Origin of the sequence: Pseudochelatococcus lubricantis (assembly GCF_042432495.1) — a bacterium.
Lineage (GTDB): Bacteria > Pseudomonadota > Alphaproteobacteria > Rhizobiales > Beijerinckiaceae > Pseudochelatococcus > Pseudochelatococcus lubricantis.
Genome location: NZ_JBHLXC010000002.1, coordinates 646,668 through 660,249, shown reverse-complemented (window position 1 = coordinate 660,249; position 13,582 = coordinate 646,668). Strand labels below are relative to the sequence as shown.

At 67.0% G+C, this 13,582-nt stretch carries 15 protein-coding genes and 1 tRNA gene; 12 read left to right on the top strand and 4 right to left on the bottom strand.

The window, feature by feature from the left end:
* The first annotated feature begins 204 nt into the window (after window positions 1-204).
* The 5 genes from apbC (at window position 205) to ACFFJ7_RS05890 (ending at window position 4,023) form a co-directional block, all read left to right on the top strand.
* Window positions 205-1,335 carry an iron-sulfur cluster carrier protein ApbC gene (apbC, locus tag ACFFJ7_RS05910; protein WP_166948062.1) on the top strand — a complete coding sequence of 377 codons (1,131 nt, stop codon included), beginning with the start codon at window positions 205-207 and terminating at the stop codon, window positions 1,333-1,335.
* Window positions 1,336-1,448: 113 nt separating this feature from the next.
* The gene (locus ACFFJ7_RS05905; protein WP_166948060.1) at window positions 1,449-2,546 is read left to right on the top strand and encodes a TRAP transporter substrate-binding protein; all 1,098 of its coding nucleotides are present in this window, start codon (window positions 1,449-1,451) and stop codon (window positions 2,544-2,546) included.
* 34 nt (window positions 2,547-2,580) lie between these two features.
* Window positions 2,581-2,970, top strand: a complete 390-nt coding sequence (locus ACFFJ7_RS05900) for a gamma-butyrobetaine hydroxylase family protein (protein ID WP_166948058.1) — start codon at window positions 2,581-2,583, stop codon at window positions 2,968-2,970.
* Window positions 2,971-3,162: 192 nt separating this feature from the next.
* Window positions 3,163-3,582, top strand: a complete 420-nt coding sequence (gene dksA, locus ACFFJ7_RS05895) for an RNA polymerase-binding protein DksA (protein ID WP_166948056.1) — start codon at window positions 3,163-3,165, stop codon at window positions 3,580-3,582.
* A 24-nt stretch (window positions 3,583-3,606) separates the two neighbouring features.
* A complete protein-coding gene (locus ACFFJ7_RS05890; RefSeq protein WP_246224961.1) occupies window positions 3,607-4,023 on the top strand; it encodes a VOC family protein in 417 nt (138 codons plus the stop codon).
* A 56-nt stretch (window positions 4,024-4,079) separates the two neighbouring features.
* On the opposite strand, the gene ACFFJ7_RS05885 is transcribed toward ACFFJ7_RS05890, so the two are convergent.
* Complete coding sequence (locus tag ACFFJ7_RS05885; protein ID WP_377591139.1) at window positions 4,080-4,853, bottom strand: 16S rRNA (uracil(1498)-N(3))-methyltransferase; 774 nt, start codon at window positions 4,851-4,853, stop codon at window positions 4,080-4,082.
* Between the two features lie 380 nt (window positions 4,854-5,233).
* On the opposite strand from ACFFJ7_RS05885, the gene ACFFJ7_RS05880 reads away from it, so the two are divergent.
* The gene (locus tag ACFFJ7_RS05880) at window positions 5,234-5,734 is read left to right on the top strand and encodes a hypothetical protein (protein WP_166948052.1); all 501 of its coding nucleotides are present in this window, start codon (window positions 5,234-5,236) and stop codon (window positions 5,732-5,734) included.
* A gap of 1 nt (window position 5,735) precedes the next feature.
* On the top strand, window positions 5,736-6,668 hold the full coding sequence (gene ubiA / locus ACFFJ7_RS05875; RefSeq protein WP_166948050.1) for a 4-hydroxybenzoate octaprenyltransferase: 933 nt from the start codon (window positions 5,736-5,738) through the stop codon (window positions 6,666-6,668).
* Between the two features lie 171 nt (window positions 6,669-6,839).
* On the opposite strand, the gene ACFFJ7_RS05870 is transcribed toward ubiA, so the two are convergent.
* Both ACFFJ7_RS05870 and gph read right to left on the bottom strand, forming a co-directional pair.
* Window positions 6,840-6,914 (bottom strand) — tRNA-Val (locus ACFFJ7_RS05870).
* A 154-nt stretch (window positions 6,915-7,068) separates the two neighbouring features.
* Window positions 7,069-7,782, bottom strand: a complete 714-nt coding sequence (gene gph / locus ACFFJ7_RS05865; RefSeq protein WP_377591136.1) for a phosphoglycolate phosphatase — start codon at window positions 7,780-7,782, stop codon at window positions 7,069-7,071.
* A gap of 321 nt (window positions 7,783-8,103) precedes the next feature.
* On the opposite strand from gph, the gene ACFFJ7_RS05860 reads away from it, so the two are divergent.
* The 5 genes from ACFFJ7_RS05860 to ACFFJ7_RS05840 all read left to right on the top strand — a co-directional run bounded on the left by ACFFJ7_RS05860 (window position 8,104) and on the right by ACFFJ7_RS05840 (window position 13,011).
* Window positions 8,104-8,562, top strand: coding sequence for a hypothetical protein (locus ACFFJ7_RS05860; RefSeq protein WP_246225027.1), 459 nt, complete (start codon window positions 8,104-8,106; stop codon window positions 8,560-8,562).
* Between the two features lie 17 nt (window positions 8,563-8,579).
* Window positions 8,580-9,278, top strand: coding sequence for a ribose-5-phosphate isomerase RpiA (gene rpiA, locus ACFFJ7_RS05855; protein WP_377591133.1), 699 nt, complete (start codon window positions 8,580-8,582; stop codon window positions 9,276-9,278).
* A gap of 191 nt (window positions 9,279-9,469) precedes the next feature.
* Window positions 9,470-10,039, top strand: coding sequence for a DUF2059 domain-containing protein (locus ACFFJ7_RS05850; protein WP_377591131.1), 570 nt, complete (start codon window positions 9,470-9,472; stop codon window positions 10,037-10,039).
* An 81-nt stretch (window positions 10,040-10,120) separates the two neighbouring features.
* The gene (gor, locus tag ACFFJ7_RS05845; protein WP_377591129.1) at window positions 10,121-11,488 is read left to right on the top strand and encodes a glutathione-disulfide reductase; all 1,368 of its coding nucleotides are present in this window, start codon (window positions 10,121-10,123) and stop codon (window positions 11,486-11,488) included.
* A 137-nt stretch (window positions 11,489-11,625) separates the two neighbouring features.
* Window positions 11,626-13,011 (top strand): class II 3-deoxy-7-phosphoheptulonate synthase, encoded by a 1,386-nt coding sequence (locus ACFFJ7_RS05840; RefSeq protein ID WP_166948040.1) that lies wholly within the window; start codon window positions 11,626-11,628, stop codon window positions 13,009-13,011.
* A 39-nt stretch (window positions 13,012-13,050) separates the two neighbouring features.
* On the opposite strand, the gene ACFFJ7_RS05835 is transcribed toward ACFFJ7_RS05840, so the two are convergent.
* On the bottom strand, window positions 13,051-13,353 hold the full coding sequence (locus tag ACFFJ7_RS05835; protein WP_166948038.1) for a hypothetical protein: 303 nt from the start codon (window positions 13,351-13,353) through the stop codon (window positions 13,051-13,053).
* Between the last annotated feature and the right edge of the window lie 229 nt (window positions 13,354-13,582).

Below are 13,582 nucleotides of genomic sequence, written 5' to 3'. Positions count from 1 at the left end.
CTCAGGTGCCGATACACCGTAAACCGGCGGGAGGGAAGCGGCGGCTTGCATGCGATCGCCGTCCGTGCTTCGAGAGATGCCAGCCTGGAAAGATGATGAACTTGCCGGCCCGTCGTTCCCTGTTATCGTCGGCTTGCCGCGAAATCGCAACAGCGAGGACAGGCCCGGCCGAAGCAGCACCGCAGAACGGAATGGAAGCAGAAGATGGTGACACAGGACCCGACGACGGACAGGATACTCGCCGCGCTTGCGGCGGTGCCCGGGCCCGACGGCCGCACGCCCCTTCCCCGTTCGGACGCGCTGTCGGAAATCGTCGTCCATAAGGGCACGGTGTACTTCGCCATCCACGTCGACGCAGCGCGCGCCGCCCAGTTCGAGCCGTTGCGGCTGGCGGCGGAGAATGCCGTGCGCGCCATCCCCGGCGTGGCGGGCGTGCTCGTGTCGCTGACCGGCGAGAAGCCCGCCGGCGGCGAGCCCCCCGCCCCCGGGGAGCGGCAACCGGGGCCGCGCGCCCGCGCTGCCACCACGAAGGCCGGAGTGCCCGGCGTCCGGCACATCGTCGCGGTGGCGAGCGGCAAGGGCGGTGTCGGCAAGTCGACGACAGCCGCCAATCTGGCGCTGGCGCTGGCACGCCTCGGCCACAGGGTCGGCATACTGGATGCCGATATCTACGGCCCATCGCTGCCCAAGCTGTTCGCCCTCGCGGACAGCAAGCCCGAGGTCGAGGAGGGGCGCATCCTGAAGCCGCTGGAGGCGCACGGCCTGCGGCTGATGTCGATCGGCTTCCTCGTGGATCAGGAAGCGGCCATGATCTGGCGCGGACCGATGGTGATGTCCGCCCTGCAGCAGATGCTGCGCGAGGTCGCCTGGGGCGATCTCGACATTCTCGTCGTCGACATGCCGCCCGGCACGGGCGACGCGCAGCTCACCATGGCGCAGACGGTGCCGCTGTCCGGCGCGGTCATTGTTTCCACCCCGCAGGACCTCGCGCTGATCGATGCGCGCCGGGGCGTCACCATGTTCGAGCAGGTCGCGGTGCCGGTGCTGGGCATCGTCGAGAACATGTCTTACTTCATCTGCCCGCACTGCGGCGAGCGTTCCGACATCTTCGGCCACGGCGGCGCGCGGGCGGAAGCGCAGCGGCGCGGCGTGCCCTTCCTTGGCGAGATAGCCCTCGACATGACGATCCGCGCCACCTCGGACAGCGGCTCCCCGGTGGTCGTGTCCGCGCCGGACGGCCCCCACGCGCAGGCCTATCTCGCCATCGCCCGCCGCATCGTCGACGGCCTGGAAACGGCCGGCCGGCCGGCGCCGCGAATCGTCATCGAGCGCTGAACGACGCCCCGCCGCGCGGGCCGTTCACTCAGGGTTAGAAACTGCCTGCTATGGCTGTCCGCACGGGCATGGTCCGGCGCCGCGCCGGGCGGAACAGACGGGAGACGAAAGCCATGAAGCGACGCCAGTTTCTGCGGGTCGGCGGCCTCGCCGCCGCGGCGGGTGCGGTTGCTCCCGCCTTGGCATCCGCACAGACGCCGGACGCCAAGGCCGACACTCCCGTTATCTGGCAACTGGCGTCGGATTTCCCGGATGCCCTCGACATTCCCCGCTCGGGCGTGGAGACGCTGGCGTCCGCGCTCGCCGACATCACCGACGGCGCTTTCCGCATCGAGCCGGCGCGGGACGACAAGCGCAAAACCCCCGCGCTCGACGCCGCACGCGAGGGCCGGGTGCAGATCGCCTATACGACGACCGCGCTCTACGTGGAGCGCGATCCCGTGTTCGCCATCGGCGCAGGCCTGCCCTTCGGGCCGAACGCGCGCCAGTTCAACGCCTGGCTGCTGCACCAGCATGGGCTCGACCTCCTCAACGACAGCTATCGCCCGCACGGCCTGCGCGTGCTGCCCGGCGGGAACACCGGCGCGCTCACCGGCGGCTGGTTCACGAAGGAGATCGGCAGCGTGGCCGATTTCGCCGGCCTTCGGGTCAGCGTGCCGGGCCTCGGCGGGCCGATGCTCGCGCGCTTCGGCGCGTTGCCGCAGACCCTGTTCCCGACCGATCTCGCCGCCGCGTTTCAGCAGTCGCGCCTCGATGTCGCCCTGTGGAGCGGCCCCCACGATGACGAAAGGCTGAGGCTGCACAAGTCCGCACCCTTCTACTACTATCCGGGCTGGCAGGGTGCCTCTCAACTGAGCTTCCTCGTGAATGCCGATGCCTGGAACGCGCTGGCGAAGCCACATCAGGCGGCGCTGACGGCCGCCGCCGCCCGCACGCACGACATGGTGCAGGCGGCCTACGACGCGCGTAACTCCCCCGCGATCAAGCGGCTGGTCGCAGGTGGCGCGAAGCTGAAGCCGATGCCGCAGACGGTGCTGACGGAACTCCTCAAGGCGACCGATTCTCTCGCCGAAAATCTCGGCGCCAGCAATGCCGCCTTCCGCACGCTTTACGACTCGGTCAGGCTTTTCCGCACCGATACCTATTTGTGGTGGCAGGTGGCGGAGTATACATATGACAATTTCATGATCCGCGCCCGCGCGCAGGGATAGAGCAGCCTGCCCCGGCAACAGGGAGAAACGGTCCATGCCAAGCCACTGGCCCAGCGAATTGCGCCTTTCCCGCGACCGCGCGATGCTGACCGTGACGTTCGACGACGCCGCGTTCCGCCTCCCGGCGGAATATCTCCGGGTATCGAGCCCCTCGGCGGAGGTGCGCGGCCACGGCCCGGGACAGGCTGTCACCGTCTCCGGCAAGCGGGAAGTCGCCATCCTCGGCGTGGAGCCCGTCGGCCGCTACGCCGTCAAGCTGGTGTTCGACGACATGCACGCCAGCGGCATCTACACGTGGGACTACCTCCACGAACTCGGCCGCGACCAGACGGCGCGGTGGGAGGCCTATCTCGCGGAACTCGCCACGAAAAACCTCTCGCGCGATCCGCCCGTGCGCGGGAGCACACCGCGAGCGCCGCGCTGAGCGCCCGCCATGCGCATGCGCGGCAAGCCCTTCTCCGGAGTTCCTGAAGCGGCATCTGAAAATGCGTCCCGTTCGTCAATCAAGACAAAAAGATTACATTAAAGAACGTTGTCGGAAACGCACGGGGTCGTTATATAGACGCAGCCATGGAATGGTCCTGGCGCTGTCGAATGTGAAGAGCATTAGCTGCGCATGTCTGATACGCTGATTGACGAAGGCTATCGCCCGACCGAAGACGAGCCGTTCATGAACGATCGGCAACGTGAGTATTTCAGACGCAAATTGATGGCATGGAAAGAGGATATTCTGCGCGAGAGCCGGGAAACTCTTGCAGCGTTACAGAGCGAGAACGAGAACCACCCCGACATCGCCGACCGCGCTTCCTCCGAAACCGACCGTTCCATTGAGTTGCGTGCCCGCGATCGCCAGCGTAAGCTCATTTCGAAGATCGATGCCGCCCTGGGGCGCATCGACGACGGCACCTATGGCTATTGCGAGGAAACGGGCGAACCTATCTCGCTCAAGCGTCTCGAAGCCCGCCCCATCGCCACCCTGTCCATCGAGGCCCAGGAACGTCACGAGCGCAACGAGCGCGTCTACCGCGACGACTGAGCAACCGCGAGCACCGGAGCAACCATGGCGACAAATCAGCACACCTCCGCGAAGCTCGTGCACGCGATGGTGCGCGTGCTTGACGAGAGCCGCTCGCTGGCCTTCTACGAGAAGGCATTCGACCTCAAGCCCGCCGATCGCATCCAGTTCGACGATTTCACGCTGATCTACCTGCGCAATGCCGCCAGCCCCTTTGAACTCGAACTGACGGTCAACCACGATCGCACGGCGCCCTACACGCCCGGTGACGGCTACGGGCATCTCGCGGTCGTGGTGGAGGACCTCGACGCCGAACGCGCGCGTCTAGACGAAGCCGGGCTTGCGCCGGGCCCGATCCGCGCGCTGAACCACGCCGGCACGCCGCTTGCGCGCTTCTTCTTCATTCAGGACCCCGACGGCTACAAGATCGAGGTCATCGAGCGAGCCGGGCGCTTCGCCTGAACGGCCGGCTCGATCTCCGGAAGCGGACGCCGCTAGAGACAGGGCGGGATGGCGCTTCAGCCGGAAGCCGCCTCGTTCCCGCACCAGTCGCCGAGCACCGCCTGCACAACGGCAAGAGCGGCCACTGCCGCCGTATCCGCGCGCAGGATGCGCGGGCCGAGCGACAGCCGCACCGTATCGGGACGCGCGAGAATCAGATCGCGCTCCGCCTCGTCGAACCCGCCTTCCGGACCGATCAGCACGGCTATTCCGGCGTGCGCCCCCTCCTCCCGGGCCTGCGCAAGTGCCGCGACGGCATTCGCCACCGGCGCGCCCTCATCGCAGAACACGAGCAGCCGCCCCGGTTCGAGCCGCGCCAGCGCATCGTCGAGGCGCGCCGGCTCGCGCACGGCGGGAATGGCGAGGATGCCGCACTGCTCGGCCGCCTCGACGGCATTGGCCTCCATGCGTTCCAGATTGACGCGGGAGACCTGCGTGCGGCGCGTCAGCACCGGCGCCAGCACGCTGGCGCCCATTTCCACCGCCTTCTGCACCATGTAATCGAGCCGCGCGTGCTTCAGCGGGGCGAACAGGCAGAGGAGATCGGGCCCTGGCGGCTGCGGGCGCGTCTGCTTTTCCGGCATCAATCCCGCGACCCTGCGCCCGCCCTGCTCGACGCGCGCGAGCCACTCGCCGTCGCGTCCGTTGAAGATCAGCACCCCGTCGCCGGAAGACAGGCGCAAGACGTTGCCCAGATAGTTGGCCTGCGCCTTGTCGAGCGCAATCGCCTCGCCCGCGGCAATCGCTGCCTGGACGAAAAGCCGCGGCGCCGAAAAATCGTAATCGCTCAAGATGTCTCCCTGCCGTATGCGGCGGACATGTGGACTGCGCGTCCGCCTGACTATCGCCGGCCCGGTACGGCGTCAAACCGAAAAGCCCCCGCCCGACCGGCCTTCGTCTCCGGTGAGGGAATAGCGATACCCGTCCGCCGCATCAAATTTTCCCGCTGGCCGCGAACTCGCGCAACAGTGTATTGTGAGACGGCGTGCATTGCCTATGTTACAGGACGGAAGTGCCGCTGAAGGAACTGGCGACGGATGTTCCGGTGCGGTAAACTTGCATAATCGCATTTGCCCGCCGCGGAAAGCAGGGTATGACAACTGCAGTGGATCGGCGTCGGGGGCGCGGTTTGTCTATTGGTTGTTTTCGTCATGATCGGAGAGGGTGGAATATGAAGCGAGCCGCTATCCTTTGCGTGCGGATCGGGGCGGTCGTTGCAGTGGTGCTGTCCTCAGCCTCTCTCGTCGGGGGAACCGTGCAGGTCGCGCATGCACAGGCATCGAGCTGCCAGAAGATTTCGACCTATCTGGAGGATCGCAAGGCACTCGTCGCGCGGATCAACAAGCTCGGCAAGCGCCCCAACCCCAAAGCGGCCTGTTCGCTGTTCGGCAGTCTGGTGTCGAACGGCAGCGCCACGCTGAAATGGCTTGAGAGCAACAAGGACTGGTGCCAGATTCCCGACCAGTTCATCCAGGGTTTCAAGGCCGACAACGCCAAGGCCGTGCAGATCCGGGGGCAGGCCTGCAAGGCGGCCACCCAGCAGGCCACCATGGAAAAGCGCGCGCGCGAAGTCCAGCGGCAACAGCAGCAGCAGAGCCAGTCGCCCATGCTGGGCGGCAGCGCCGGCGACCCTGTGACCGGCCAGATAAGAATTCCGCAAGGCGCGCTGTGACATGACCCGCGCCGACCAGCCGTTGCCGGACGCCCGGCCCGACAACTGGGTTGACAGGCACGCGCCGGTTCAGTGGCGCCCCTACCTGCGTCTCGCGCGGATCGAGCGGCCCATCGGCAGTTGGCTGCTGTTGCTGCCGTGCTGGTGGTCGTCGGCGCTCGCCTCGGGAGCCTTCGGCCTTTATCCGGATGTCTGGCACCTGATGCTGTTCATCGTCGGCACGGTCGCCATGCGCGGCGCGGGCACGACCTACAACGACATCGTCGACCGCGATCTCGACGCGCAGGTGGCGCGCTCGCGCCATCGCCCCCTGCCTGCGGGGCAGGTGAGCGCGAAGCAGGCGCTCCTGTTCCTCATCGGGCTCTGCCTGCTCGGGCTGTGCGTGCTGCTGCAATTCAACCGCCCCACCATCATTCTCGGCTTTTCCTCGCTCATTATTGTCGCCGCCTATCCGTTCATGAAGCGCATCATGCCGATCCCGCAGCTCGTGCTCGGCCTCGCCTTCGCCTGGGGCGGCCTCGTGGGATGGTCGGCGATAGCGGGCAGCGTCGACACGCCCGCCATCCTGACCTATGCCGCCGCGATTCTGTGGACCATCGGCTACGACACGATCTACGCGCTGCAGGACATCGAGGACGACGCCATCGTCGGTATCAAGTCCTCCGCCCGGCTGTTCGGCGCGCGCGTGCGTCAGGGGATAGCGGCCTGCTACGCTGCGGCCGCCGTGCTGGTGTTCGGCGCGCTGATCTCCGCCGGAGCGGGCCTCGCCGCCTATGTCGGGCTGGCGCTGTTCGCCGCGCATCTCGCCTGGCAGGTCAAATCCCTTGATCCGGCCAACGGCGATCTGGCACTGACGCTGTTCAAATCGAACCGCGACGCCGGCCTTCTCCTCTTCGCCGGCATTGCCGCCGACGCCATCCTGCGCGCGGGCTGAGCGACAGCACGGATCGGCCTCAAGACATCGGCACCCGTCCACGCCGGCCGGCAAGAAGCTGGGCGGGGATGCTGGCTTTTGTGCGTTGCGCAGGATGGTAACGGGCTTCAAACGCCCGCTCCAGCGCGCGCAGCCAACGCCTCAGGAAATTTTATATCTGCAGGCTTTGGATGGTGGGCGGTACAGGGTTTGAACCTGTGACCCCTGCCGTGTGAAAGCAGTGCTCTACCGCTGAGCTAACCGCCCATCCAGATCATGCTGCCGTCCCGCTGCCGATGACGAGCATCGCGTCATCCAGCGAGGCATCGGGTATAAAGCATGAAGCTCCCCGCCTGTTTGCTGCGCGGAGCGTGTGACATGCCTTCTAAGAAGCTCCGCGCCTTCCGTCAAGCGGTCTCGTTCATGAAAGCGTCGTTTTCGGCTGCTTTTGGCCGTAACCGGTGATTTCCACCGCCGCTGTCCACAGATCGTCGAAATGGTTGATCAGCCGGTCGGGCGCCAGTTCGGCCACCGGGATGTCGCTGTAGCCGAAAGGCACGGCCACGACCGGGATGCCGGCAGCGCGCGCGGTCTTGATGTCGGTCTGCGAATCGCCCACCATGATCGCCTGTCGCGGCGATCCCCCGGCGCGTTCGATCGTGAGCGTCAGGTGGCGCGGGTCGGGCTTGAAATAGGGGAAGGTGTCGCGGCCGCAGATGGCCGTGAAGCGGTCTGCGATGCCGAGCAGGTCGAGCAACTGCAGCGAGTGATTCTCGTATTTGTTGGTGCAGACGGCCAGTATCCAGCCCGCATCGGCGAACCTGTCGAGCGATTCCGTGACGCCGGGAAACAGCGTCGTGTGGTCGTTGAGGTGCTCGCCGTAGTGGGCGAGGAAGGAGCGGAACATCCTCTCCAGCCGGGCGTCGTCGATCGTGGCGTGGCCGGCCACCTGCAGGCCGCGCTGGATGAGCGAACGCGCACCCGCGCCGATCAGGTCGCGCGCCTCCGCGACGCCGAGCGGCGGCACGTCCTCTTCAGTCAGCACCGCGTTGAGGGCCGCGATGAGATCGGGCGCCGTATCGGCAAGCGTGCCATCGAGGTCGAATACGGCAATCGGGCGCTCATTGTCGGACATGGTCGGATTTCGTCGCTGTATGAGGGAAGGAACGTCGCGCGGACTATAGGCGCTGCGCGGGCGGCCGGCAACAGCGCGAAACCGGCGCCGATGCTGCCGTCATCCTGTGGAATCCGCGTCCGGTGGCTGACGGCGGAGGCGAGGAATGCTATGAACGGCCGGTCGGGCCGCCGGGCGTTCACGGGCGAACGTGCCATGACGGACATCTTCTTGAGAGGCACCTTCATGACGGACACTTGTCGATCGTCCACTTATCGATCGCTGCCCATAGAGACGGCATCCCCGGCGGATGGCCGCCGCCGCGCCTCAGCCTGTCTGCCGTTGGCATCCAGGGTCCTGGGCGGCGTCTTCGCGCTCGTCCTGCTGAGCGGTGCGGCGCCTTTCGCCTTCGCGCCCGCGCCGCAGGCGGACCTGAACCGCATCTACCGCGTCAACACGGCGACGGGAGAGGTCGGCGCCTGCCAGTACGGCCTGAAGGAAGGCACGATCGGCGTCACCTTCTGTTTCCCGGCCGGCGAGGGCGCGGGGCCGCAGGCACTCGGCGAATACGGGCTGGTTCCCTCCAACCACACGCGCGAGAGCGGCGTTTTCCGGGTGAACTACCGCACGGGCGAGATCAGCAGCTGCTATGTGTTCAACATCCACGTGGTCTGCACGCCCCAGTTGAGCGCCGCCGACAAGTCCGGCCCTGCCGCCCCCGGCCAGGCCGGAACGCAGTCGCAGACGGACATCTCCAACGGCAACCACGCGCCGCAGCCCCCCACCACCCCGGCCCAGTAACCGCAGGAGGATGCCGAGTGAGCGAAACCTTGAAGCGCGAGGCCGCCGCGCGCGCCATCGAACTCGTGGAACCGGGCATGCGGCTGGGGCTTGGCACCGGTTCGACCGCGCGCCATTTCGTCGCACTGCTGGGCGATCGCGTCCGCCAGGGCCTTCATGTCGTCGGCGTTCCCACCTCGGAGGAGACCCGCGCCCAGGCGGAGGCGGAGGGCATCCGCCTGACCACGCTCGACGAGACGCCGCGGCTCGACCTCACCGTTGACGGCGCGGACGAGTTCGACGACCGCCTGCGCCTCATCAAGGGCGGCGGCGGCGCGCTGCTGCGCGAAAAGATCGTGGCCGCCGCCAGTGCCCGCATGGTGGTCATAGCCGATGCCTCGAAGCGCGTCGCCGGCCTCGGCCGCTTCCCGCTGCCCGTCGAGGTCGTGCCCTTCGGCCTCGCGGCGACGCAGGCGGCGGTGGAAAAGATCGCGGCGCACTTCGGCAGCCAGGGCGCCGTGACGTTGCGCCGCGCGGGCGCCGTCCCCTTCGTCACCGACGGCGGCCATTACATCCTCGACATCGCGTTCGGCGTCATCCACGAGCCAGAGACGCTCGCGACCGCGCTCAATGCCGTCCCGGGCGTCATGGAGCACGGTCTCTTCATCGGGATGTGCTCGACGGCGTTTCTCGCGACGGAAGGGGGCGTCGTCGTCATCGAGAACAGCGCCGGCTGATCACGCATCCGCACGCAGATCGGGCCATCATCGGGCCTTACCGATCTGGAAAAATTCTGATAAGCCCGCCTGACGCATCGAACCCCGGAACGGATACCCTTCTTGGCTCCATTCAACGCACAGGCAAAGAGGTAGAGCGGCGGATTTGTTTTCGTCCGGCACGGCCGCTGTTCTGCACTCAGGAGATCCCAATGAAAAGTCCCGTCTTCAACCGTCTTTCCGCACGACATCTTTTTCTGGGCGCGGCCGCGTCCTGCGCCCTTGCCGCCGGCGTCGCGGCCTCGGCGCTCCCGGCGCGTGCGCAGCAGCAGCAGCCGGCGACCAGCCTGCCGTCCTCTCCGGCACTCTCGCAGAGCCACGTCGATGTGGCCCGCGACGTCGTCATCCTGTCCGGTATCGCGCGCACGTTCGACGGCATGCTGCCGACCTTCGCCGACCAGGTCCGCCAGACATACATCACCCGGCCGGAGATTTCCGCCGACCTCAACGCCGTGCTGGAGCAGCTGAAGCCCGAGCTGGAGGCGCGCAAGCAGGATATCCTGACTGCCTCGGCGCGCATCCTGGCCAACCGCATCAACGAGCAGAACCTGACCGAAATCCGCGCGTTCTTCCAGTCGACGGCCGGGCAGCAGTATGTCGCCACCCAGCCGCTGGTGCTGGAGGATCTGTTCGGCGCGATGAACACGTGGGTCGGGGATGTGTCGGCCTTCATCGTCAGCCGGGCGCGCGAGGAAATGCGCAAGAAGGGTCACGATATTTGACACGGTCGCGATATCTGACGACGGTGCGATGCTGACAGGGCGGCGCGCTCGCCCGCCGCGCGCTGCCTGGGAGATTGGGTCATGGATACGTTCGACGTCGATCTGTTCGTCATCGGAGGCGGCTCCGGGGGAGTGCGGGCAGCCCGCATCGCGGCGAATCACGGCGCGAGGGTCATGCTCGCGGAAGAGTTCCGCTACGGCGGCACCTGCGTCATCCGCGGCTGCGTGCCGAAGAAGCTTCTCGTCTACGCAAGCCGCTTCGCGGGCGAGTTCGCGGATGCGGCCGGCTTCGGCTGGCACGTGGGCGAAACGTCGTTCGACTGGGCGACGCTGATCCGCAACAAGGACGCCGAGATCACGCGGCTGGAGAATATCTACGCGGCGAATCTCGAATCGGCGGGCGTGTCGATTGTCCGGAGCCGGGCCGTGATCGAGGATGCGCATACGGTGCGCGTGCTCTCCACGGGTGCACGCATCCGCGCCACGACCATTCTCGTCGCGACCGGCGCCACGCCCGTGCGCGACGCCTCCATTCCGGGGATCGAACTTGCCATCACCTCGAACGAGGCGTTCAATCTCGACACGCTGCCGCAGCGGGTGCTGGTGATCGGCGCGGGCTATATCGCGGTCGAGTTCGCCGGCATCTTCGCCGGGCTCGGCGCGCGGACGTCGCTCGTCTATCGCGGCGAGAAGCTGCTGCGCGGCTTTGACGAGGATGTGCGCACGGCGCTGGAGACGGCCTATACGGCACGGGGCATCGGCCTGCTCGCGGGGCGCACCGTGAGCGGCCTGGGCCGGGCGCAGGACGGATCGGCGATCGAGGTCAGCCTTTCGGACGGCACGACGATGACGGTCGACGCCGTGCTGTCGGCCATCGGCCGCCGGCCGAACGTCGGGGGCCTCGGGCTCGACGCGGCGGGCGTCGCGTTGAAGCCCAACGGCGCCATCCCGGTCGACGGCTTTTCCCGCACCAATGTCCCTTCCATCTATGCCGTCGGCGACGTCACGGACCGTGTGAACCTGACGCCCGTCGCCATCCGGGAGGGACACGCCTTCGCCGACACCGTGTTCGGCGGCAAGAGCTGGCAGGTCGATCACTCCGTCATCCCCACGGCCGTTTTCTCCACGCCGGAGATCGGCACCGTCGGGCTCACGGAGGCACAGGCGCGAGAGAAGCATGCGGATGTCGCGATTTTCCGCACGTCTTTCCGTGCCATGAAGGCGACGCTTTCGGGCGGGCCCGAACGGGTGCTGATGAAGATCGTCGTGGACCGGGCGAGCGACAGGGTGCTCGGCGTGCATATCGTGGGCGAGGCGGCGGGCGAGATGATCCAGCTCGCGGGCATCGCCGTTACCATGGGCGCGACCAAGGCCGACTTCGACCGCACCATCGCCGTGCACCCGTCGGCGGCGGAGGAACTGGTGACGCTGCGCACGCCCGTCGCCTGAACGCGCGGGCATCCCGGCGCCGAATTGCCGCTCGCAATTTGTTCCCAATCCGTATATACGTGGCAATCCTGTTTCGGGGCGGCGTCTTGCTGCGTATCGCCCCGCAATTCGACTGAATACGTGTGGGAGAGTCTGTCATGACCGAGCGTTGGACACCGTCGAGCTGGAGATCGAAGCCCATCCAGCAGGTGCCGACCTATCCGGACGTCGATACGCTGGCGGCAGTCGAGAAGCAGCTCGCCTCCTTTCCCCCCCTCGTTTTTGCAGGCGAGGCCCGCCAGTTGAAGCGCCAGCTCGCGAAGGTGGCGGAAGGCAAGGCCTTCCTGCTGCAGGGCGGCGATTGCGCCGAGAGCTTCGCTGAACATTCGGCCGATACCATCCGCGATTTCCTGCGGCTCTTCCTGCAGATGGCCGTGGTGCTGACCTATGCCGGCGGCCTGCCGGTGGTGAAGGTCGGCCGCGTCGCCGGCCAGTTCGCCAAGCCGCGGTCCTCGCCCACGGAGACCGTCGACGGCGTGACGCTGCCGAGCTACCGCGGCGACATCGTCAATGGCATCGGCTTCACGGAAGAAGCACGCACGCCTGATCCGCACCGCCAGCTCAAGGCGTTCCGCCAGTCGGCGGCGACGCTGAACCTGTTGCGCGCCTTCACGAACGGTGGCTACGCCAACCTCGACAACGCCCATCGCTGGATGCTCGGCTTCGTCAAGGACAGCCCGCTGTCGAACCGCTACCGTGAGATCGCCGACCGCATCACGGAAGCGCTCGACTTCATGCGCGCGTGCGGCATCGACCCGGAATCAAACCCGGAGATGCGTGCCACCCAGCTCTACACCAGCCACGAGGCGCTGCTGCTCGGCTATGAGGAGGCGCTGACGCGCGTCGACTCCACCTCCGGCGACTGGTACGCGACGTCCGGCCACATGATCTGGATCGGCGACCGCACGCGCCAGCTCGACCACGCGCACGTGGAGTATTTCCGGGGCATCAGGAACCCCGTCGGCCTCAAGTGCGGCCCCTCGCTCAAGGCTGACGACCTGCTGCGCCTCATCGACGCACTCAACCCTGACAACGAGCCCGGCCGCCTGACGCTGATCGCTCGCTTCGGCTCCGACAAGGTGCAGGACCACCTGCCCCCGCTGGTACGCGCGGTGAAGGCGGAGGGGCGCGCGGTCGTGTGGTCGTGCGACCCGATGCACGGCAACACCATCACCGCGAGCGGCTACAAGACGCGGCCGTTCGAGCGGATCGTGAGCGAGATCGACAGCTTCTTCAACATCCACCATGCGGAAGGCACGCATGCGGGCGGCATCCATCTGGAGATGACCGGCCGCAACGTGACCGAATGCACCGGCGGCGGCCGCCCGCTGACGGAAGATCAGCTTTCGGACCGCTACCATACCCATTGCGACCCGCGCCTCAATGCCGAACAGGCGCTCGACGTCACCTTCCTCGTGGCGGAGCGGCTCAAGCAGGAACGCCTGCTGAAGGGGCGGCCCGCCTTCCCGGAGGCGGCGGAGTAAACGCCAACTGCGCTCAGGGCCGGCGAAAGCCGGCCCTTTTCAGTTGATCATGCCTTTCAGGGCGGACAGGTTGCCCCCGCCGGCACCGAAGTACCGGTCGATCAGCGCCTTCCGCGTTTCGGGATCGAGCGCGGCGAGCATCCTTCCCGCCTCGACGGCAAGGGCCTCGACCTCGTCACGCGAGGCGCCGTCCCGCGTGCTCAGGCCGGTGAGCGCGGCCAGCACCTCGGCGGCCCGCTCCCGCTCCTGCCGCATCTCGTAGCCCGCGCGATAGCCCGCGGGCTCCGGCGCGAACCAGTAGACAATGCCGATACAAACCGCAAACCGCGCCAGAAACCCCATCCTCACCCATCCCGATGGCTGTCGCCGGCAGGATGCGCGGGAAAGGTGAAGATGCGGCTAACGCGCGCCTTCCGCCGCAAGCAACGGGAGGCGGCCGAATACGACGTCGATGACGGCCGCATCCACGTTAAACCAATACTCCCCGTCCCCGACCGGGAGTATCGGGCTTTGCGGCGTCAAGATGGTTCTTGCGCCGCACGGGTTTGACCGTGTCTCGACGAGGCAAGCT

Bases quoted from the DNA above. Each gene is read 5' to 3' on its own strand.
- apbC (WP_166948062.1), top strand. From the start codon at position 205: ATGGTGACACAGGACCCGACGACGGACAGGATACTCGCCGCGCTTGCG.
- ACFFJ7_RS05905 (WP_166948060.1), top strand. From the start codon at position 1,449: ATGAAGCGACGCCAGTTTCTGCGGGTCGGCGGCCTCGCCGCCGCGGCG.
- ACFFJ7_RS05900 (WP_166948058.1), top strand. From the start codon at position 2,581: ATGCCAAGCCACTGGCCCAGCGAATTGCGCCTTTCCCGCGACCGCGCG.
- dksA (WP_166948056.1), top strand. From the start codon at position 3,163: ATGTCTGATACGCTGATTGACGAAGGCTATCGCCCGACCGAAGACGAG.
- ACFFJ7_RS05890 (WP_246224961.1), top strand. From the start codon at position 3,607: ATGGCGACAAATCAGCACACCTCCGCGAAGCTCGTGCACGCGATGGTG.
- ACFFJ7_RS05880 (WP_166948052.1), top strand. From the start codon at position 5,234: ATGAAGCGAGCCGCTATCCTTTGCGTGCGGATCGGGGCGGTCGTTGCA.
- ubiA (WP_166948050.1), top strand. From the start codon at position 5,736: ATGACCCGCGCCGACCAGCCGTTGCCGGACGCCCGGCCCGACAACTGG.
- gph (WP_377591136.1), bottom strand. From the start codon at position 7,782: ATGTCCGACAATGAGCGCCCGATTGCCGTATTCGACCTCGATGGCACG.
- ACFFJ7_RS05850 (WP_377591131.1), top strand. From the start codon at position 9,470: ATGAAAAGTCCCGTCTTCAACCGTCTTTCCGCACGACATCTTTTTCTG.
- gor (WP_377591129.1), top strand. From the start codon at position 10,121: ATGGATACGTTCGACGTCGATCTGTTCGTCATCGGAGGCGGCTCCGGG.
- ACFFJ7_RS05840 (WP_166948040.1), top strand. From the start codon at position 11,626: ATGACCGAGCGTTGGACACCGTCGAGCTGGAGATCGAAGCCCATCCAG.
- ACFFJ7_RS05835 (WP_166948038.1), bottom strand. From the start codon at position 13,353: ATGGGGTTTCTGGCGCGGTTTGCGGTTTGTATCGGCATTGTCTACTGG.